Consider the following 18,242-nt stretch of genomic DNA (forward strand, 5'->3'; position numbering starts at 1 on the left):
ATCGTAGGTGGCGGGCGGAGTTTCCGTCAAGCCGCGCAATCCAGCAGGGGAGACAACAGATGAGCGACGACTTCAATATGTCGATGCGGAAATTTCTCAAGCAGGTCGGGGTGACCTCGCAGCAGGCGATCGAAGAGGCGATGCGCAACGCGCCCGACACCGCCGGCAAGAGCTTTGACGCCAAGGTCGTGCTGACCATCGACGGGCTCGACCTGACCCACGAGGTGACCGGTTCGATCAAGGGCCAGTCCTGATCCATGAGTGCTCGCCGTGAGGACGTGCTCGACGTCCTGAAATCTCTGGAAGATCCCGCCCGCGGTGGCTCGCTGGTCGAGGCTGGCGTGGTCAAGGCGCTGACCGCCGAGGGCGGCGCGGTGCGCTTCGTGCTCGAGGTCGCACCGGACCGGGCCGAGGCTTATGCGGAGGTGCGCGACGAGGCCGAGCGCCGGGTGCGTGCCCTGCCGGGTGTCGACACGGTATCGGTAGTGATGACGGCGCATTCGACGCCCAAGGCGCCGCCTGATCTCAAGCCGCAACGCGCCGCGCCCTCCGGTCCGCAGAAAGTGCCGGGGGTCGAGCGGATCGTCGCCATCGCTTCGGGCAAGGGCGGGGTGGGCAAGTCCACGGTCGCCGCGAACCTCGCCTGTGCGCTGGCCGCAGAAGGGCGCCGGGTGGGCCTGCTCGATGCCGACGTCTACGGGCCGTCCCAGCCGCGGATGCTGGGCGTGTCGGGCCGTCCGGCCTCGCCCGACGGCAAGACCATCCTGCCGCTGCGCAACCATGGCGTGACGATGATGTCCATCGGGCTGATGACCAACGAGGACCAGGCGGTGGTCTGGCGCGGCCCGATGCTGATGGGCGCGCTGCAGCAGATGCTGATGCAGGTTCAGTGGGGGGCGCTCGACGTGCTGATCGTCGACCTGCCGCCCGGCACCGGCGACGTGCAGATGACGCTGGCGCAGAAGGCCGAGGTGACCGGCGCCATCATCGTCTCCACCCCGCAGGACGTGGCGCTACTGGATGCGCGCAAGGGCATCGACATGTTCCGGCAACTCAAGACTCCGATCCTGGGCATGATCGAGAACATGTCGACGCATATCTGTTCCAGTTGCGGCCACGAAGAGCATGTCTTTGGTCACGGCGGCGTGGCGGCGGAGGCCGAGAAGATCGGCGTGCCGCTGCTGGCCGAGGTACCACTGCACCTCGATATCCGCGTCGCCGCCGACGGCGGTGCGCCGATCGTGGTCTCGAAGCCCGACAGCGCGCAGGCGGCGGCCTTCCGGCAAGTGGCGCGGTCGCTGGTGGCAGACGGGCAGGCATGAGGCTGCCGGTCTTCCCGCCGCTTTTTGAGGGCCGGCAAGCCGGTGACGGCGGGACGCCCTTCGTTCAGGCGGTGGACGCCGCGCGGGAGGGCTGTGACGCCGGTCTGGTGATCTACCGGATCGAGGCGGACCAGATGCGCGCCGCCATCGTCTTCGCGCCCGAACGTTCGCTGTCGGAGGCCGCCGCGGTTCTTCCGGCCTGCGGCACGGGGTTCCAGAACGCGCTGGGCGCGCTCGCCCCGCCCGAGGTCGCGGTGCAGATCGCCTGGGCGGGCGATATCCTCGTCAACGGCGGGCGCTGCGGCGAGTTGCGGCTTGCCGGGCCGCATTGCGCAACCGATGCGGTGCCGGGATGGCTGGTCGTCGGGCTGGAACTGCAGCTCTGGCCTGCAAGCGAGGAGGGCGGCCTGACGCCGGAGATCACGGCGCTGTTCGCCGAAGGCTGCGCCGACGTCGACCCGGTGGATCTGCTCGAGGCCTGGGTGCGGCACTGCCTTGTCTGGCTCGATACCTGGGATTCCGAGGGTCTGGGGCCGCTGCATCGCGAGTTTGCCGGCCTCACACATCAGTCCGGCGAAACCATCAGCGTCCTCGGCCAATCCGGCACCGTCACCGGGCTCGATGAGAATTTGGGGTTGCTGCTCAAGCAGGACGGGCAGAACCTGCTGCTGCCGCTGACACGGCTTATGGAGGTGCAGCCATGATGCTGGCGCGGGCGATCCATTTCGACGAGAGCGACACGCGCGTGTTCCACAGCCCGGCGCGGACCGGCGAATGGTGCATCTCGGGCGGGTTCGAGTTCTCCAACTGGGGCGAGGCCGACCTTTTCGGCAAGGCCCGGCAGGCCTTCTCGAACGGCTGGCTCGGGCTCGAGACCTTTGGCCGGGTCAGCTTTGTCGCCGTGACCAGCATCGAGCTTGCCGAGATCGACAGGCTCACCGAAGCGCTGGCGCAGCACTTCGTCGATGTCTACGGCGCGCCGTCGCCGGAGGCCGCGCGCGGCGTGGCGTCCGACGAGATCGCGCAGATGGCCGATCTTTGCGACGAGCATGCGCCCAACACGCTGATCACGGTGATGCGCGAACTGACCGACGCGGGCGTGCGCGAAAGCTTCCGCGTCATCGATCCGCGTGAAGCGGGGCTGGAACAATTCGCCATCCACGGATCGCTCGACGACGAACCTGGCACTACCCACAACCATTGACCGAACCGGAAGGATTCGAAGCTCTGCAACGCAGGTGGTTGCAGAGAGCGGTTTGACATTGCGTCGCCATCCCTGTAGCCGATTGTATGCGCTTGGATACAATTACGATGGGGATCATGCAGGAGAGCGACGCCGCCGATCTGTCGCAGGGCGAGCTTGCCTATCGCCGCCTCAACGAGGCGATCCGCTCCGGCACGTTCCGTCCAGGAGATCGGCTCCGCGAGGTCGAGGTCGCGGCGCGGCTCGACCTGTCCCGAACGCCGGTGCGCGAGGCCATGCGTCGTCTCGAGGCCGACGGCGTGGTCGAGCACAGGCCGCGGATCGGCGCCGTGGTCCGCACCCTGTCGCATTCGGAACTGGTCGAGCTCTACGAGATGCGCATCGTGCTCGAGCGCACTGCGGCGGGCATGGCGGCGAAACACGCCAGCGCGGCGGAGGCCGACGAGATGGCCGACATCAACGCGGAACTGGCCGGGACGGCGGGCGACGCACAGGCCGCGGTCGCCCTGAACGAACGGTTTCATCGCTGTCTCTACCTCGGTGCGCGCAACCGCTTCCTGTCGGATGCCGCGCGGGGCCTGAACAACGCGCTGATGCTGCTTGGACCGACGACACTGGCTGGTGCCGCGCGACTGGCAGAGGTCTGCGAGCAGCATGACGCCATCGTCGCGGCGATCCGGGCCGGCGACATGGCCGAGGCCGGGGCGGCGGCCGAGCGGCATCTGCAGACCTCGTTGCGCGCCCGACTCAAGGGCGTGCGCGAATGAGGGCGATCCTGGCCACCTTCCTGATTGCAGGTGCCGGCGTCGCCGCGTTCATGGTCCTCGGGTTGCCCCTGCCGTGGCTGCTCGGCCCGATGACCTCGTGCCTGCTTGCGGCGCTGGCGGGGGTCCGCATGCAGGGGATACCGCTGCTCAACGAAACGATGCGCACGATTCTCGGTGTCGCGGTCGGCGCGACCTTCACGCCGCAGATCCTCGGCTCGATGACGCAGATGTGGCCGACGCTTCTCTTGATGCCGGTCATGGTGGCCTGCGTCGGGCTGACTGGCGTACCGTATTTCCGGCGCGTCTGGAAATACGATTTCACGACTGCCTATTACAGTTCGATGCCCGGCGGATTGCAGGACATGCTGGCCTTCGGGGAAGAGGCCGGCGGCAACGTGCGGACGCTTTCACTGGTCCATGCGACGCGAATCCTCGTCATCGTCGTGGTTCTGCCGGTCCTGCTGGTGACGGTCTGGGACGCGGACCTCGGCAATGCGCCGGGCGCGCCCCTGCGCACGCTCGATGCGACCGAGCTTGCCCTGATGGCGGTCTGCGCCATCGCCGGCTGGCGGCTTGCGAAGGCCGTGGGCATGTTCGGTGCGTCGATCCTCGGACCGATGATATTGACCGCGGCGGCCGCTCTGGGCGGCTTGCTGCACAATCGTCCTCCGGCCGAGGCGATCTGGGCGGCGCAATTCTTCATCGGCATGACGGTCGGGGTGAAGTATTCCGGCATCACGATGTCCGAGGTGCGCCGCGACCTCGTCGCGGGCATCGGGTTCTGCGGGCTGTTGATCGTCCTGACCCTGATCTTTGCCGAGATCGTCTACGCGCTCGAGCTTGCGCCACCGCTCGAAACCTTGCTCGCCTTCGCTCCCGGCGGGCAGGCCGAGCTGGCGGTTCTGGCGCTGATCGTCGGCGCGGACATGGCATTCGTGGTCGCGCATCATGTCCTGCGGATCGTGCTCGTCATCATCGGCGCGCCGTTCTTTTCGCGGCTGTTCGGGGACCGCCCGTGATCTCGAAGGCACCGTCCCTCCACCTATGATTTAATTCGCCTTTTGGGGAACAGCCGTGAGTTGACATTCACCGGCTCGGCGCGTGTTATCCACGACGGGGATAGCCGGTGCATATCGGGCGCAGATCAGCGTCTCGGCCACGCTGGTTACGCACAGTTGAAATGAACTCGCCAGGCGCAGGCGGACGAGACGGGTCCTGCGGACGCACGTATCTTGGCCGGCAACTTTCGCGTCCCTGCGGGTGAATTGGTAAAAGGCGGTCAGAGGATGACAGCTACAGACGAGTGTGGCGCGAAGTTTGCGGAATATGTCAGGGAAATCGAGCGCATGGCGGAGCTTCCGCGCCTCGCGCAGGTTTGTGCCGCGATGGAGATGACCTCCCGGTTTCTCGAGGAGGCTGCTTTCGACATCGCGGGCGACCATCCGCCGGACCAGGTCGCCGAAATCATGCGCATGGCCGCGCGACTCGAACGGACGGCAGAGACGCTCTGCCCGGACGTGGCCGAGAACGGGACGAACGGAGCCTGACCCGGCCTTGCACGGGGCGGGCGGCACACTAGACTTTCCGTCATCTGAGTCCCCTAACCGAGAGGCCGACATGAGCTGGAATCCTGCCCTTGACCCGGAATGTCCAACCGGGGACGCGGTTGATGCCATCGAGACCGTGATCGTGCCGCGCGCACGCGACCTCGGCGGGTTCGAGGTCCGCCGCGCGCTGCCGGCCCCCAAGCGGCAGATGGTCGGTCCGTTCATATTCTTCGACCAGATGGGGCCCGCGGAGTTCGTGACCGGGCAGGGCATCGACGTGCGCCCGCATCCGCACATCGGGCTTGCGACCGTGACCTACCTTCTGAAAGGCAAGATCCACCATCGCGACAGCCTCGGCACCGATCAGTGGATCGAACCCGGCGCCGTGAACTGGATGGTCGCGGGGCAGGGGATCACCCATTCGGAACGCACCGACGGCGAGATTCGTGAACGGCCACACGACCTGTTTGGCATCCAGACCTGGGTTGCGCTGCCCGAAAAGAACGAGGACAGCGCGGCGCTGTTCCAGCATGCCGCCAAGGCCGAGCTTCCCGAGATGGAGGGCGAGGGCAAGCATCTGCGCCTGATCCTCGGCACGGCCTATGGCGAAGAGGCGCCGGTCAAGACCTTCTCGGAAACCTTCTACGCCGATGCCGTGCTCGAGGCCGGGGCAAAGCTGCCGATGCCCGACGATCACGAGGACCGCGGCGTCTACGTGCTCGATGGGTCCGTCACGGTCGCCGGGGACGACTTCGAGGCCGGCCAGATGATGGTGTTCCGGCCCGGTGACCGCATCAGCCTGACGGCGGGCGCGCGCGGCGCGCGGCTCATCCTTCTTGGCGGTGCCACCCTGGAAGGTCCGCGGCATATCTGGTGGAACTTCGTCGCCTCGAGCAAGGAACGGATCGAGGCCGCCAAGGAAGCCTGGCGCGCCGGCGATTGGGAGCATGGGCGCTTCCAGCTTCCGCCCGGCGACGATGCCGAGTTCATCCCGCTGCCGGAACGCTAGGCCTTGCCCTAGGCTCTCCCGCGCGCTGAAATTCGTGCATTCCCGCAAAGTCCGCTTGACGGGCCGGAGCGCGGACCATATGAGGTCCGGACACGTCGGGGTCCGCCCCAGCGTGCAGCAGCGGGCGGTTGTAGCTCAGTTGGTTAGAGTACCGGCCTGTCACGCCGGGGGTCGCGGGTTCGAGCCCCGTCAACCGCGCCACCGCTGCCATGAAAGGGACCCTTGCCGGGTCCCTTTTTCGTTGCGGGAGGGTGCGGTGATCACCATCCGGATGCGCCCCGGAAATACCGCCACGACAGCAGCGAAACGCCCTTGACGCTCTTCGGCGCTTGGCCTATCCCGCCGGTCATCGCGCGGTTGTAGCTCAGTTGGTTAGAGTACCGGCCTGTCACGCCGGGGGTCGCGGGTTCGAGCCCCGTCAACCGCGCCACTTTCCTTCCCTTCTCAGACCGTCCCGACGCTCAGCTCTCTGCCGTTCCGTATGCGTATCCGAGCCGCGCTTCGAGATCGAGATCGAGCTCGCCGCGCATGAAGCCGATATCCTCGGGCGCCATCCGGGTCGGCGTCTGCGGGCGGGTGATGCCGGCGGCCGGCTTGAACCGGCTGCCGAGACGTTTGTGCACCGGCCGGAAGTCGTGACCCTCGGCAGGCGCGCCCAAGGCCCGCCGGATCGCGGCCAGAGTCGACTCCGGTGCGCCCTGAACCGTCTCAAGCCGCAGGATCAGGCTGGAACAGTCGCGCGCGGCAAAGCCCGACAGCGCTTTTAGCTTGTGCCGCCGCAGCGCGAAAAGGTTGGCCAGCGCGGCGCCGGTCTCGGGGTGGCGATCCTGTTGCAGCGGGCGCCCGACCGCCGCGACGCCCGGGATGCCCGCGAAATAGCGCGGCCGGTCGAAGATCGTCTCCCAGGGCGCGCGAATGAATTCCGAAAACGCCAGCGCCTGCATCTCGGGTGGCGTGTGCCAAGGCTTGGCATGCATCGACAGCGCCCAGGCGACGGCATTGCGGACGACGCAGACCACCAACAAGTCGGCGGGAACGGGCTCGAGTGTCGGAAACCCGTGTTTCCAGCCAAGCGCGTCGGAGGGCGCGAGCGCGGTGTTGCGCTTCAGGAGGCGGGTCACGAGGTTCGTGCCGGACGACCGTTCTCCCAGTACCTGGAACCGCGCGAGTGGTGCGTGGTCCCGGATCCCGGCCTCGATTCCGGTTTGCGCGAAGTCGGGCGACAGCAGGGTTCCGATCCTTTTTTCGCTCTCCGCCGACGCGGATTTACCGATTCTCTTGTAGCAAGCGATTGGCTAGGCTGCGACCGGGCGTGCGATTGGAGCTGCGCGGGAAGGACCGGACAGGACATGCAGACGGCGGCGGCGGTCACGATGGTGCGGGACGATCTGTTCTTCCTGAAGGCCTGGCTGCGCCATTACGGCGGGACCTTGGGGCGCGAGAACTGTTACGTGGTGAACCACGGGCGCGGGTCCGAGGTCGCCGACCTCGCCGCGGGCTGCAACGTGATCGGGCTGCCGGGCGACGCGCATCGCAACTTCGACATCAAGCGCTGGGGCTTCCTGAACGGTCTCGTGGGCGGGCTGCGACGCTATTACCGCTACGTGATCGTCGGTGACGTGGACGAGCTTGTCGTCGTCGACCCCGACGCCGGAACCGACCTGCGCGGGTTTCTCGAGGCCGTGCCGGACCGGCGGGTCCTGACCCCGCTCGGGCTCGAGGTGATCCACCGCGTCGACGTCGAGCAGGACGCAATCACCGACAGGGTCCTCGGACCGCGCCGCCACGTGCGTCCGGCGCCGCAATACTCCAAGCCCTGCGTCATCGGCGCGCCGACCAAGATCTCGCGCGGAGGACATTTCTCGCAGTTCGGCAAGCTCTACACGCCCGAAAACCTGTACCTCCTGCATCTGAAATTCTGCGATTACGATCACTACGCCGCCGCGATGGACCGCCGCAACGCCGTCACTGCCGAGATCGGCGCAGGAATATCCGACAGCGCCGTGGGACGGCACTGGTTTGCCAGCGAGCGGGGCGACGACAAGGCGACGTTCGAGGCCTTCACGAGACTGCCGCTGGTCGACGACTTCAATTTCCGGCCCACAAGGCGGCGCATGCAGCGCAGTTGGCGACCGCGCGGCGAGACGGGATACCATGAATTCGACCGGACCGATCCGGGAACGCAATACGTCCTGCCCGAGCGGTTCACCGGGCTGGTCTGACGGCGCCCGGTCAGCCCGTCTCGACCTTTGAAAGAAACGACAGAAGCGCTTCCGCGGTCTCGCGGGGATGCTGGTCGACGAAGAAATGCCCGCCCGGGATCGCCTCGGCTTGCAAGGTCTCGAACCGGTCGGTCCAGGTCGCGGGAACGTCATAGGCTTTCGCCATTGCCCCGTCGCGCCCGTAGAGCACCAGCGCCGGGCAGGACAGGCGGCGCCCGAGGTCGGCGGCGTCAAGGTCGAAATCGTGATCCAGCGCCGCGCGGTAGTCGGCGCACATGGCCCGGATGGTCTCGGGGTCGCGCCAGGCGTGCCGGTAGGCGTCGAGCGCGTCGGGCGCGAAATCGTCAAGACGCGCCGCACCCCAACCCAGCAGACAGCTTTCGAAGAAGGTGTCGGGATCGTGGCCGATCATGGTTTCGGGGAACGGCGAAGGCTGTGGCAGGAAGAACCAGTGGTAGTAAGCGCGCGCGACATGGCGGTCGAGGTCGTCGAGCAGCCGGTGCGTCGGCACGATGTCCATGAGGGTGATCGACCGGACAACCTCCGGCGTGTCGAGCGCCAGGCGGTGCGCGGTGCGCCCGCCCCGGTCGTGGCCGGCGACGTGGAAGCTGCCATGCCCGAGGCTGCGCATCAGCGCGCGCTGGTCGTCTGCCATGTGGCGAAAGCTGTAGGCCTCGGTGCTCGCCGGCTTGGAGCTCGCGCCGTAGCCGCGCAGGTCCGGGAGAACGACCCGGAACCGTTCGGCGAGGGCCGGGGCCACATCATGCCACATGACATGGGTTTGCGGAAAGCCGTGCAGCAGCAGGACCGGCGGGCCTTTCCCGCCTGTCGCGTAGTGGATCGACTGACCGTTGACCTCCGCCGTGCCGGTCTCGAACCCCGCGATCCTCAAGACCGGGTCAGCGCGTCGACGATACGCGCCCAGCTGCGGATGCCCTTGTGGAAGCTTTCCATGTCGTACTTCTCGTTCGGCGAATGGATCGCGTCGTCGTCGCGACCGAAGCCCACGAGCAGAGGCGTTGTGCCGAGGATGTTCTGGAAATGCCCGGCGATCGGGATCGAGCCGCCGCCTCCGATATAGGCGGCATCGACACCCCATTCGACGCTCAGCGCCTTGAGCGTCGCCTCGAACTTCGGATCCGAAATGTCGACCGAGGAGGCGCGGCTGGCGCCATGTTCGGCAAAGCTGACCTCGCAATCGGGTGGCAGCATGTCCGCGACCATCTTGCGAAAGCTTTTTCTGATCGCGTGCGGGTCCTGGTCTCCGACGAGGCGAAAGCTGATCTTGGCGCTGGCCTTCGAAGGCAGCACGGTCTTGAAGCCCTCGCCGGTATAGCCGCCGGTGATGCCGTTGACCTCGCAGGTCGGCCGCGCCCAGACCATCTCGAGTGGCGTGCGCCCGGCTTCGCCTGCGGGCTGCGACAGCCCGACATCGGCCAGGAAGCGATCCGAATCGAACCCCAGCGCCTGCCATTGCGCTGCCATCTCCTCGGGAATGTCCGGCACGCCGTCGTAGAAGCCGGGCACCGTGATCCGGCCGTCGTCGTCGTGGAGCGCCGCGATGACGCGCGACAGAACCCGGATCGGGTTCATCGCGATCCCGCCGTAGTAACCCGAGTGCAGGTCCTTCGACGGTCCGGTGATCGTGATCTCTTCGCCGAGCAGTCCGCGCAGCATAGTCACGATGGCCGGGGTCTGGTTCTCGAACATTGTCGTGTCGCAAATCAGCGCCATGTCGGATTTCAGCTCGTCGGCGTTCTCTTGCATGAACGGCACCAGCGAGGGCGAGCCGCTTTCCTCCTCGCCTTCGAGAAAGAACGTCAACCGGCAGGGCAGGCTGCCATGCACCGCCTTCCAGGCCCGGCAGGCCTCGATGAAGGTCATCAGCTGACCCTTGTCGTCCGCCGAACCGCGTCCGCGGATGACCTGTCCGTTGGCCGTGTCCTCGATCTGCGGGTCGAATGGCCCGCGCTCCCAAAGGTCGAGCGGGTCGACCGGCTGCACATCGTAGTGGCCGTAGAACAACAGGTGTGGTCCGTCGCCCGCGACATGGCCGACGACCATCGGATGGCCGGGCGTCGTGCGCTTCTTGGCATCGACGCCAAGAGCCTCGAGGTCGGCCACCAGCCAGTCCGCCGCCTTCTCACAGTCCGGCTTGTAGGCGGGATCGGTCGAGATCGACGGGATCCGCAGCAGTTCGAGCAATCGGTCGGTCGCGGCGGGCAGCTCGGCGTCGATGCGCGCGAGTACGTCGTCAAGGGACATGGGGCAGGCTCCTTCCATCGGTTGCGCGAACGGTATCAGCGCCAGCGCCCGTGTCCAGATTGCCCGCGGATTGCTACTCTCCGAGCGTGACGAGTGCGAAACCTGCAAGGACCATCGTCGCGCCCCAGATCTGTCCGGTGCCGGGCATGCCGCCCAGATGCACCGCATAGGCCAGCACCAGGACACTTTCGGCAAGGATGACCCCGAGATAGATCACCGCAAGGTCGGCGTGGCGCAGCAGCACGATCTCGGCAATGGCGGCGGCCCCGAGTCCGGCGAGCACGAGGCTTAGTGCCGCGGGCGAAAGAACCGCGCTGGCCATCTTCATGCCGACGGTTGCGACCGCATAGCCACCTGCGGCCAGCAGCATCAGGAAAAACATCGCCGTGAGGTTCAATTGGTATGTCATTTGAATCAGTCCATTTCTGAAAATCCGAGCGTCATGAAATGCGCTCAGCCTGCCCGACGATGGTCGCGGTCAACAGTCAGGGATTCCTGACTTACGTTAAGTTCGTGTTCGGGCTTTGATCGGTATCAAGGCTGCGACACCCTGTTCCGGGTAAGGTGATTGAAACCGCAGGCTGTCGCATATATTCAGGATTGCGAACGCGTTACCCAGACCGGACCCAGACCGGATGACGCCACGACGGCCCCTTGGCCTGCACGAAAGGGAGAAACGGGTGGATTATACCGCGAAGCTGGACGAGGCGATCGGACGTCTGCACGAGGAGGGGCGCTACCGCACCTTCATCGATATCGAGCGGCAGAACGGGCGCTTTCCGCATGCGGTCTGGACCCGTCCGGACGGCAGCCAGCAGCCGGTAACCGTCTGGTGTGGCAACGATTATCTTGGAATGGGGCAGCACCCGGTCGTGCTCGAGGCGATGCACGAGGCGATCGACGCCACCGGCGCGGGTTCGGGCGGGACGCGCAACATTTCCGGCACCACGGTCTATCACAAGCGGCTCGAGCGCGAGCTCGCCGACCTGCACCGCAAAGAAGCGGCGCTGCTCTTCACCTCGGCCTACATCGCCAATGACGCGACGCTGTCGACGCTGCCAAAGCTTTTTCCCGGTCTCATCATCTACTCCGATGCGCTCAATCACGCCTCGATGATCGAGGGCGTGCGCCGCAATGGCGGGGCCAAGCGGATCTTCCGCCACAACGACGTGGCGCATCTTCGCGAACTGCTCGAGGCCGACGATCCGGCGGCACCCAAGCTGATCGCCTTCGAATCGATCTACTCGATGGACGGCGATTTCGGCCCGATCGAAGAGATCTGCGACCTCGCCGAGGAATTCGGCGCGCTGACCTACATCGACGAGGTGCACGCAGTCGGCATGTATGGCCCGCGCGGCGCCGGCGTGGCCGAGCGCGACCGCCTGATGCACCGGCTCGACATCATCAACGGCACGCTGGCCAAGGCCTATGGCGTGATGGGTGGGTACATCGCCGCATCGGCCAAAATGTGCGATGCGGTAAGGTCTTATGCGCCGGGGTTCATCTTTACCACGTCGCTGCCACCCGCCGTGGCCGCAGGGGCCGCGGCCTCGGTCGCGTTCCTCAAACGGGCGCCCGAACTACGCGAAAGACACCAGACGCAGGCGGGCATCCTCAAGCTGCGCCTCAAGGGGCTCGGCCTGCCGATCATCGACCACGGCAGCCATATCGTTCCCGTGATGGTGGGCGATCCGGTCCACACCAAGCTGCTGTCGGACATGCTTCTGGCCGATCATGGCATCTACGTGCAGCCGATCAACTTCCCGACCGTACCGCGCGGCACCGAACGTCTGCGCTTCACGCCCTCACCGGTACATGGACCGGACGAGATGGACGCGCTTGTGCGCGCAATGGATGCACTGTGGTCACATTGTGCGCTGAATCGCGCCGAGGTCGCCGGCTGACATTCCCCGTTATGTAATTCCGGTTGCACTGTGTTAACGTAGGCTAAAGAACAAGCCGCATACGAATCGTGGAGCGCACTGGCCCGCAATTCGAACTACGGGCACAGGGCAGTTGCGGGTAAACGGGACATTCGCATGATCGGGCGACGGTCTATCCAGGACGTTGACGGAAAAGTCGAGCCGCGTGCGTTCGACGATTTCGAACTGCGCCTTGGTGACATCATGCGCGGTGAGCGGGCGACACTCGGCAAATCGCTGCTCGACGTCCAGCGCGAGTTGCGGATCAAGGCGTCCTACATCGCCGCGATCGAGAATTGCGATCCCGATGCCTTCGACACTCCCGGCTTTATTGCGGGGTACGTTCGCTCTTACGCGCGTTACTTGGGGATGAATCCCGATTACGCCTTCACCGAGTTCTGCAAGGAGAGCGGTTTCGCGGTCGCGCACGGCATGTCTGCCGAGGCGTCCGTCATCCGCAAGGTGCCGGTCGCCGAGGATCGTGCGGCGCGCGCGGCGGAGGCCGACATGTTCAAGCGGCCAAGCACGCCCTTCGTGCCGAAGGGCGAAAGCGTGTGGTCCGGCATCGAACCCAGCGCCATCGGTTCGTCACTGGTGCTGATCTGCCTGATCTCTGCCATCGGCTACGGCGGATACGCGGTTCTGCGCGAGGTGCAGAAGGTGCAGGTGGCCCCGGTCGAACAGACCCCGGTCGTGCTGTCCGATCTCGACCCGCTGCAGGGCGCGCTTGCCCCCGCGGGAACCGAGGGTGACGATCCCGACGCGCCGGCCGCAATGGATCAGCCCCGGGTCGAGGCGCTGAGCCGGCTTTACCGTCCGCAGGCACTCGACGTGCCGGTGCTGGTGCCGCGCGATGCGCCGATTGCCAGCATCGAGCCGGGATCGCTGGGCAATTTCGCCATGGCCGAGGTGCGTCAGCCCACGTTAAGCGATCCGGTGGTCCCGGTCCGCAGCGGCATCGAAAGCGACACGGAATTCGTCGGCCCGGTGGTTCCACAGGTCTCCGAAACACCAGGTCCGGCGCTGCGGATGGTTGCGGTGCGCCCGTCCTGGGTTCGGGTCCGTGCCGCAGACGGGACGGTGATCTTCGAGAAAACGATGAAACCCGGCGAGTACTGGGACGCGCCCGCAACCGAAGAACCGCCGACTCTGCGCACCGGCGAAAGCGGGGCGATCTATTTTGCGATGGGCAACGAGATCTACGGCCCGGTCGGCCAGAGCGGTCAGGTGACGTCGAACCTCGCGTTGGCGGTGGACACGCTCAAGGACGCCTATCAACTCGCCGATCTCGAGGCCGACGAGGCGCTCGCCACCACCGTCGCCGAACTTCAGACCCCGGTCGCCGAACCGCTCGCGCCGGCATCCGTCATCAGCGAATAAGGACGGGCATCTGCCCATGGCACGACTTCGTTGCGGGCGAAGTCGCAAATGCCTATTTTGCGCGTGGCAGCGCCCAACCGGAGGTTCTCGACATGTCGCTCAACCACGTCCGACCCTGGCGCAACATCTATCGCCGGACGTCGCGCCAGATCATGGTGGGAAATGTCCCGGTGGGCGGCGACGCCCCGATCAGCGTGCAGACCATGACCAACACGCTGACCACCGACGTGAAGGCGACGATCGCGCAGGTCCAGGCCGCCGCCGAGGCCGGCGCCGACATCGTGCGGGTCTCGGTGCCGGACGAGGCGTCGTCGAAAGCCCTGCGGCAGATCGTGCCGGAGGTGTCGGTGCCGATCGTGGCAGACATCCACTTTCACTATCGGCGCGGAATCGAGGCGGCCGAGGCCGGTGCGGCCTGCCTGCGCATCAACCCGGGCAACATCGGAGACGAGAAGCGCGTACGCGAGGTCATTGCCGCGGCCCGCGATCACGGCTGCTCGATCCGCATCGGGGTGAATGCCGGCAGCCTCGAAAAGCATCTGCTGGAGAAGTACGGCGAGCCGTGCCCGGACGCGATGGTCGAGAGCGGTCTCGATCACATCCGCATCCTGCAGGACAACGATTTCCACGAGTTCAAGATTAGCTGCAAGGCGTCCGACGTCTTCATGGCCGCGGCGGCCTACCAGCAGCTGGCGGAGGCGACAGACGCGCCCATCCACCTCGGCATCACCGAGGCCGGGGGGCTGGTCTCGGGCACGATCAAAAGCGCGATCGGCCTCGGCAACCTTCTGTGGATGGGCATCGGCGATACGATCCGCGTCTCGCTCTCGGCCGATCCGGTCGAAGAGGTGAAGGTTGGCTACGAGATCCTCAAGTCGCTTGGCCTGCGCCACCGCGGGGTCAACATCATCTCCTGCCCGAGCTGCGCGCGGCAAGGCTTCGATGTCATCAAAACGGTCGAGATCCTCGAAAAGCGGCTCGAACATATCAAGACGCCAATGAGCCTCAGCATCATCGGCTGCGTGGTCAATGGCCCGGGCGAGGCGCTGATGACGGACGTCGGCTTTACCGGCGGCGGAGCGGGCTCCGGCATGGTCTATCTCGCCGGTCGCCAGAGCCACAAGATGAGCAACGACCGCATGATCGACCACATCGTCGAGGAGGTCGAGAAGAAGGCGGCCGAACTCGAAGCGGCGGAACCTGATCTTCAGGTGTCGAAGCCAGCCGCCGAATAGGGATTGCGGCGTGGCGTCGAAGTCCGGACCGCAGGCCGGCGCGCCGCCACCGGGCGCCGGGTACGACCTGACCGGTCTCAAGGCCATCGACCACTTCAAAAGCCGCGAACTGCGCCTGCGTCTGCTGATGCTGGCGACCATGGCGATCAGCGTCGGGATCTACTACGACGATCCGGTCTTTCTGGTCGCCTACATCGCCTACGTCCTGTCGCTGTGCGGCTACGTCGTCCTGTTGCACCGCCAGCCCGACGAAGTGCCGCGCCGCGTGGGCCATCTTCTGAACGCGGTCGGCCTGGTTTCGGTGCTTATCGTGCAGGCGACATGCGTCTATCTCTTCGCTTTCGAGAACCATATCGCGCAGCTTCTCGGGCTGTTCCTCTATTTCGTATCGAGCCTGAACACCGTCACCGTCCGGGCCGTGCGTCGCACCTACCTCTTCGGCGAGGTGACGAGCTACGGGGTGGCCGCGGCGGCCATGGTCTTGGTCGAATACCTGCGTCACGGTGGGTCGGAGTCGCTGTTGCTCGGCCTCGCCTTCGTGACGCACTCGATCTATTTCGCGTTCACCGTCTACGGCATCCAGCGCTTCCAGCGCCGGCTCGACGCCGCGCGGGAAGGCGAACACGCGGCCGAACGTCAGCGCGCGATCGGCCAACTGACCGGCGGTGTCGCGCATGATTTCAACAACCTGCTGACCGCCGTGATCGGCAATCTGCAATTGCACCGCGAGGTGGAAGGACCCGAGGAGCGTGCCGCGCTGCTGGCGCAGGCCGAGGCGGCAGCACAGAAGGGCGCGGCACTGACCGGCCAGCTTCTGGCCCTGTCGCGCCAGTCACAACTGACGCCGGAGACAGTAGACACCGACCGCATCGCGCGGGATCTCGCGCGGATGGTCGAGAGCCTTCTGGGTCCGCGGCACCGCCTGGTGACGGATCTGCCGGACACGCCCTCGCAGGTCCGGGTGGATGCCGGCATGCTGCAGAACGTCCTGATCAACCTCATCCTCAACGCGCGCGACGCGATGCCCGGCGGCGGCGACATCCGGCTGACAGGCGAGATCGACGTCGACGGCGGGCTCACGCTGACCATCAGCGACCGGGGCACCGGCATCCTGCCGCAACACATCGACCGCGTCTTCGAGCCTTATTTCACCACCAAGCCGGTGGGACAGGGGTCGGGCTTGGGCCTGTCGATGGCGCGCGGGTTCATGGAGCAGAGCGGCGGGACCGTCGAACTCGACAGCCGGCCCGGGCTGGGCACGGACGTACGGCTGCGTTTCGCGCCGCAGACGTGAGACGGCTCAGAGGTCGCGCTTCTCGGTGACGATCGCCTGCATCTGGTCATAGGGCAGGTAGCCGCGCAACATCTCGTCCTCGAGAACGAAGGTGGGCGTGCCGCTGATCCGCAGCTTCTGGGCCAGTTCGCGCGTCGCGCTGATCTCGGCGGTGACCGCCTCGTCGTCCATTGCCTGCTCGATGGCGTCGCCGTCGAGGTCGAAGGTCCCGGCAAGACGCTTCAGCGCCTGCAGGGTGATGTCGCCGTTGAAGGCCATGAGCGCGTCGTGCACCTGCTTGTAGGCGGAATCGCCCGCGACCTGCTTGGTCGCCACGGCGAACCGGGAGGCCAGGACGGACTGTTCGCCGAGGATCGGAAACTCCTTGACGATGAAGCGGATGTTGCCGTCGGTCTCGAGAAGTTTCTCGACCTCGCTGTAGGCGCGTTTGCAGTAGCCGCAGCGGTAGTCCATGAACTCGACCAGCGTGATGTCGCCGTCGGGATTGCCGCCGACGAAAGAGAACCCGTCGTCGAAAAGCGCGCTGGCGTTGTCCGCAACCAGCGTGTTGTCCTGCGCGGCGCGTTCCTCGGCCTGCCGCTCTTCCAGCGTGGCGACCGCTTCCATGATCACCTCGGGATTTTCCATGAGGTAGTCGCGCACCTCCTGTCGGAAGATCGCCCGCTCTTCGTCGGTCATCGCGTTGAGGTCGAGCGCACAGGCCGCGCCGCCAAGCGACATGGCGCCGATCAGGGCGGGCAAGAGGTGGCGTTTCAACATCCGGTCATCTCCGTTTCTGTGCGGCGCGATCCGGTGCAGTCAACACATCCTGCGCCCGATGCCAAGCGTCGTATCCTTGAGCCCGCGGGGCTCGGGCCGGTTTCCGCGTATGCATTGACGCCGCCCGGAATCCACGGTGGAAGATCATGGCGCAGACTAGGAGCGAAGCGATGCGAAACTCAAGGCGCTCGGCCGTCGATCCCTTTATCGTGATGGATGTCATGGAATCCGCGCGCCGCGCCGAGGCGGCGGGCCGTCGGATCATCCACATGGAGGTCGGCCAGCCGGGCACCGGCGCGCCGCGAAGGGCCGTCGACGCGCTGGCGCGGCGCATGGCCGACGAGCCGCTTGGCTACACCGTTTCGCTGGGGCTGCCGGAACTGCGCGCCCGGATCGCGCAACTTTACCGCGACTGGTACGGCGTCGATCTCGATCCGGCCCGCGTGGTGGTCACATCGGGCTCGTCGGCGGGCTTCCTGCTGGCCTTCACGGCGCTTTTCGACACCGGCGACCGTGTCGGCATCGGGGCGCCCGGCTACCCGAGTTATCGGCAGATCCTGCGCGCACTCGATCTTCAGCCGGTGGACCTGCCGACGCGCGCGGAAAACCGCTATCAACCGGCGCCAGAGGACTTTGCCGATCGCGACCTCGCCGGTCTGCTGGTCGCCTCGCCGGCGAATCCCACGGGCACGATGCTCGACCGGGCTGCGATGACGGCATTGATTGAGGCGACACAGGCTGCAGGAGCCGCCTTCATTTCGGACGAGATTTATCACGGGCTCGAATACGAGGCGAAGGCGGTGACCGCGCTCGAGATCACGGACGAGGCCTACGTGATCAATTCCTTCTCGAAGTATTTTTCGATGACCGGCTGGCGCGTCGGCTGGATGGTGGTGCCGGAACACCATGTGCGGGTGATCGAACGCATTGCGCAAAACATGTTCATCTGCGCGCCCCACGCCAGCCAGATCGCGGCGCTTGCAGCGATGGAGTGTACACCCGAGCTGCAAGCCAACCTCGACGTCTATCGCCGCAACCGTGCGCTGATGCTGGATGGTTTGCCGAAGGCGGGCTTTGATCGGATCGCGCCGCCGGATGGCGCCTTCTACATCTATGCCGACGTGTCCGAGCACACACAGGATTCGCTGGCCTTTGCAGGTGAGATCCTCGACCGGGCGGGGGTGGCGGTCACCCCGGGTCTCGACTTCGACCCGGTGCGCGGCGCGAGTACGCTGCGTTTCTCCTACGCCCGTGCGACGGCGGATATCGAGGAGGGCCTGGAACGGCTCGCCGATTTCATGGGGCGGCGCTGACGC

General features: G+C 66.0%; 19 protein-coding genes and 2 tRNA genes. 16 read left to right on the forward strand and 5 right to left on the reverse strand.

Annotated elements, in window-relative coordinates; genetic code table 11:
* Nucleotides 1-59 precede the first annotated feature (59 nt).
* The 10 genes from R5H30_RS06615 to R5H30_RS06660 all read left to right on the forward strand — a co-directional run bounded on the left by R5H30_RS06615 (nt 60) and on the right by R5H30_RS06660 (nt 6,279).
* The gene (locus R5H30_RS06615) at nt 60-254 is read left to right on the forward strand and encodes a DUF6494 family protein (protein WP_318327300.1); all 195 of its coding nucleotides are present in this window, start codon (nt 60-62) and stop codon (nt 252-254) included.
* A gap of 3 nt (nt 255-257) precedes the next feature.
* Complete coding sequence (apbC, locus tag R5H30_RS06620; protein ID WP_318327301.1) at nt 258-1,322, forward strand: iron-sulfur cluster carrier protein ApbC; 1,065 nt, start codon at nt 258-260, stop codon at nt 1,320-1,322.
* Entirely contained in the window at nt 1,319-2,026 is a 708-nt protein-coding gene (locus R5H30_RS06625; RefSeq protein WP_318327303.1) for a biotin/lipoate--protein ligase family protein, read from the forward strand. Before apbC ends, R5H30_RS06625 begins: the two co-directional genes overlap by 4 nt.
* Nucleotides 2,023-2,526, forward strand: a complete 504-nt coding sequence (locus tag R5H30_RS06630; protein WP_318327304.1) for a DUF6505 family protein — start codon at nt 2,023-2,025, stop codon at nt 2,524-2,526. Before R5H30_RS06625 ends, R5H30_RS06630 begins: the two co-directional genes overlap by 4 nt.
* Nucleotides 2,527-2,612: 86 nt before the next feature.
* Nucleotides 2,613-3,293 (forward strand): GntR family transcriptional regulator, encoded by a 681-nt coding sequence (locus tag R5H30_RS06635; RefSeq protein WP_318327305.1) that lies wholly within the window; start codon nt 2,613-2,615, stop codon nt 3,291-3,293.
* A complete protein-coding gene (locus tag R5H30_RS06640; protein WP_318327306.1) occupies nt 3,290-4,312 on the forward strand; it encodes an AbrB family protein in 1,023 nt (340 codons plus the stop codon). Before R5H30_RS06635 ends, R5H30_RS06640 begins: the two co-directional genes overlap by 4 nt.
* Nucleotides 4,313-4,579: 267 nt before the next feature.
* Nucleotides 4,580-4,840: a hypothetical protein gene (locus R5H30_RS06645; protein ID WP_318327307.1), complete on the forward strand. Its 261-nt coding sequence runs from the start codon at nt 4,580-4,582 to the stop codon at nt 4,838-4,840.
* 70 nt (nt 4,841-4,910) lie between these two features.
* A complete protein-coding gene (locus tag R5H30_RS06650; RefSeq protein ID WP_318327308.1) occupies nt 4,911-5,849 on the forward strand; it encodes a pirin family protein in 939 nt (312 codons plus the stop codon).
* 124 nt (nt 5,850-5,973) lie between these two features.
* Nucleotides 5,974-6,050 (forward strand) — tRNA-Asp (locus R5H30_RS06655).
* A gap of 152 nt (nt 6,051-6,202) precedes the next feature.
* Nucleotides 6,203-6,279, forward strand: a tRNA-Asp gene (locus R5H30_RS06660).
* A gap of 31 nt (nt 6,280-6,310) precedes the next feature.
* Here the strand turns inward: R5H30_RS06660 and R5H30_RS06665 are convergent.
* Entirely contained in the window at nt 6,311-6,970 is a 660-nt protein-coding gene (locus R5H30_RS06665) for a hypothetical protein (protein ID WP_318327309.1), read from the reverse strand.
* Nucleotides 6,971-7,198: 228 nt separating this feature from the next.
* Between R5H30_RS06665 and R5H30_RS06670 the strand changes: the two genes are divergently transcribed.
* Complete coding sequence (locus R5H30_RS06670) at nt 7,199-8,071, forward strand: glycosyltransferase family protein (RefSeq protein ID WP_318327310.1); 873 nt, start codon at nt 7,199-7,201, stop codon at nt 8,069-8,071.
* Nucleotides 8,072-8,081: 10 nt separating this feature from the next.
* On the opposite strand, the gene R5H30_RS06675 is transcribed toward R5H30_RS06670, so the two are convergent.
* The 3 genes from R5H30_RS06675 to R5H30_RS06685 all read right to left on the reverse strand — a co-directional run bounded on the left by R5H30_RS06675 (nt 8,082) and on the right by R5H30_RS06685 (nt 10,745).
* The gene (locus R5H30_RS06675; protein ID WP_318327312.1) at nt 8,082-8,963 is read right to left on the reverse strand and encodes an alpha/beta fold hydrolase; all 882 of its coding nucleotides are present in this window, start codon (nt 8,961-8,963) and stop codon (nt 8,082-8,084) included.
* The gene (locus R5H30_RS06680; protein ID WP_318327314.1) at nt 8,960-10,336 is read right to left on the reverse strand and encodes a M20/M25/M40 family metallo-hydrolase; all 1,377 of its coding nucleotides are present in this window, start codon (nt 10,334-10,336) and stop codon (nt 8,960-8,962) included. Before R5H30_RS06680 ends, R5H30_RS06675 begins: the two co-directional genes overlap by 4 nt.
* Nucleotides 10,337-10,409: 73 nt before the next feature.
* On the reverse strand, nt 10,410-10,745 hold the full coding sequence (locus tag R5H30_RS06685) for a 5-aminolevulinate synthase (RefSeq protein WP_318327316.1): 336 nt from the start codon (nt 10,743-10,745) through the stop codon (nt 10,410-10,412).
* A 271-nt stretch (nt 10,746-11,016) separates the two neighbouring features.
* Here R5H30_RS06685 and hemA point away from each other — a divergent pair, with 271 nt between their 5' ends.
* The 4 genes from hemA to R5H30_RS06705 all read left to right on the forward strand — a co-directional run bounded on the left by hemA (nt 11,017) and on the right by R5H30_RS06705 (nt 16,167).
* Entirely contained in the window at nt 11,017-12,240 is a 1,224-nt protein-coding gene (hemA, locus tag R5H30_RS06690; RefSeq protein WP_318327318.1) for a 5-aminolevulinate synthase, read from the forward strand.
* A 135-nt stretch (nt 12,241-12,375) separates the two neighbouring features.
* Nucleotides 12,376-13,638: a helix-turn-helix domain-containing protein gene (locus tag R5H30_RS06695; protein WP_318327319.1), complete on the forward strand. Its 1,263-nt coding sequence runs from the start codon at nt 12,376-12,378 to the stop codon at nt 13,636-13,638.
* A 92-nt stretch (nt 13,639-13,730) separates the two neighbouring features.
* Nucleotides 13,731-14,873 carry a flavodoxin-dependent (E)-4-hydroxy-3-methylbut-2-enyl-diphosphate synthase gene (gene ispG, locus R5H30_RS06700; RefSeq protein ID WP_318327321.1) on the forward strand — a complete coding sequence of 381 codons (1,143 nt, stop codon included), beginning with the start codon at nt 13,731-13,733 and terminating at the stop codon, nt 14,871-14,873.
* Nucleotides 14,874-14,883: 10 nt separating this feature from the next.
* Complete coding sequence (locus tag R5H30_RS06705) at nt 14,884-16,167, forward strand: sensor histidine kinase (RefSeq protein ID WP_318327322.1); 1,284 nt, start codon at nt 14,884-14,886, stop codon at nt 16,165-16,167.
* Between the two features lie 6 nt (nt 16,168-16,173).
* Here the strand turns inward: R5H30_RS06705 and R5H30_RS06710 are convergent, their stop codons facing one another.
* Nucleotides 16,174-16,926, reverse strand: a complete 753-nt coding sequence (locus tag R5H30_RS06710; protein WP_318327323.1) for a DsbA family protein — start codon at nt 16,924-16,926, stop codon at nt 16,174-16,176.
* A gap of 170 nt (nt 16,927-17,096) precedes the next feature.
* On the opposite strand from R5H30_RS06710, the gene R5H30_RS06715 reads away from it, so the two are divergent.
* Nucleotides 17,097-18,239, forward strand: a complete 1,143-nt coding sequence (locus R5H30_RS06715) for a pyridoxal phosphate-dependent aminotransferase (RefSeq protein WP_318327324.1) — start codon at nt 17,097-17,099, stop codon at nt 18,237-18,239.
* Nucleotides 18,240-18,242: the final 3 nt, after the last annotated feature.

Source organism: Roseobacter sp. FCG-D35 (assembly GCF_033436665.1).
Taxonomy (GTDB): domain Bacteria; phylum Pseudomonadota; class Alphaproteobacteria; order Rhodobacterales; family Rhodobacteraceae; genus JAWQFO01.

Bases quoted from the DNA above. Each gene is read 5' to 3' on its own strand.
- R5H30_RS06615 (WP_318327300.1), top strand. From the start codon at position 60: ATGAGCGACGACTTCAATATGTCGATGCGGAAATTTCTCAAGCAGGTC.
- apbC (WP_318327301.1), top strand. From the start codon at position 258: ATGAGTGCTCGCCGTGAGGACGTGCTCGACGTCCTGAAATCTCTGGAA.
- R5H30_RS06625 (WP_318327303.1), top strand. From the start codon at position 1,319: ATGAGGCTGCCGGTCTTCCCGCCGCTTTTTGAGGGCCGGCAAGCCGGT.
- R5H30_RS06630 (WP_318327304.1), top strand. From the start codon at position 2,023: ATGATGCTGGCGCGGGCGATCCATTTCGACGAGAGCGACACGCGCGTG.
- R5H30_RS06635 (WP_318327305.1), top strand. From the start codon at position 2,613: ATGCGCTTGGATACAATTACGATGGGGATCATGCAGGAGAGCGACGCC.
- R5H30_RS06640 (WP_318327306.1), top strand. From the start codon at position 3,290: ATGAGGGCGATCCTGGCCACCTTCCTGATTGCAGGTGCCGGCGTCGCC.
- R5H30_RS06645 (WP_318327307.1), top strand. From the start codon at position 4,580: ATGACAGCTACAGACGAGTGTGGCGCGAAGTTTGCGGAATATGTCAGG.
- R5H30_RS06650 (WP_318327308.1), top strand. From the start codon at position 4,911: ATGAGCTGGAATCCTGCCCTTGACCCGGAATGTCCAACCGGGGACGCG.
- R5H30_RS06670 (WP_318327310.1), top strand. From the start codon at position 7,199: ATGCAGACGGCGGCGGCGGTCACGATGGTGCGGGACGATCTGTTCTTC.
- R5H30_RS06680 (WP_318327314.1), bottom strand. From the start codon at position 10,336: ATGTCCCTTGACGACGTACTCGCGCGCATCGACGCCGAGCTGCCCGCC.
- R5H30_RS06685 (WP_318327316.1), bottom strand. From the start codon at position 10,745: ATGACATACCAATTGAACCTCACGGCGATGTTTTTCCTGATGCTGCTG.
- R5H30_RS06695 (WP_318327319.1), top strand. From the start codon at position 12,376: ATGATCGGGCGACGGTCTATCCAGGACGTTGACGGAAAAGTCGAGCCG.
- ispG (WP_318327321.1), top strand. From the start codon at position 13,731: ATGTCGCTCAACCACGTCCGACCCTGGCGCAACATCTATCGCCGGACG.
- R5H30_RS06710 (WP_318327323.1), bottom strand. From the start codon at position 16,926: ATGTTGAAACGCCACCTCTTGCCCGCCCTGATCGGCGCCATGTCGCTT.
- R5H30_RS06715 (WP_318327324.1), top strand. From the start codon at position 17,097: ATGCGAAACTCAAGGCGCTCGGCCGTCGATCCCTTTATCGTGATGGAT.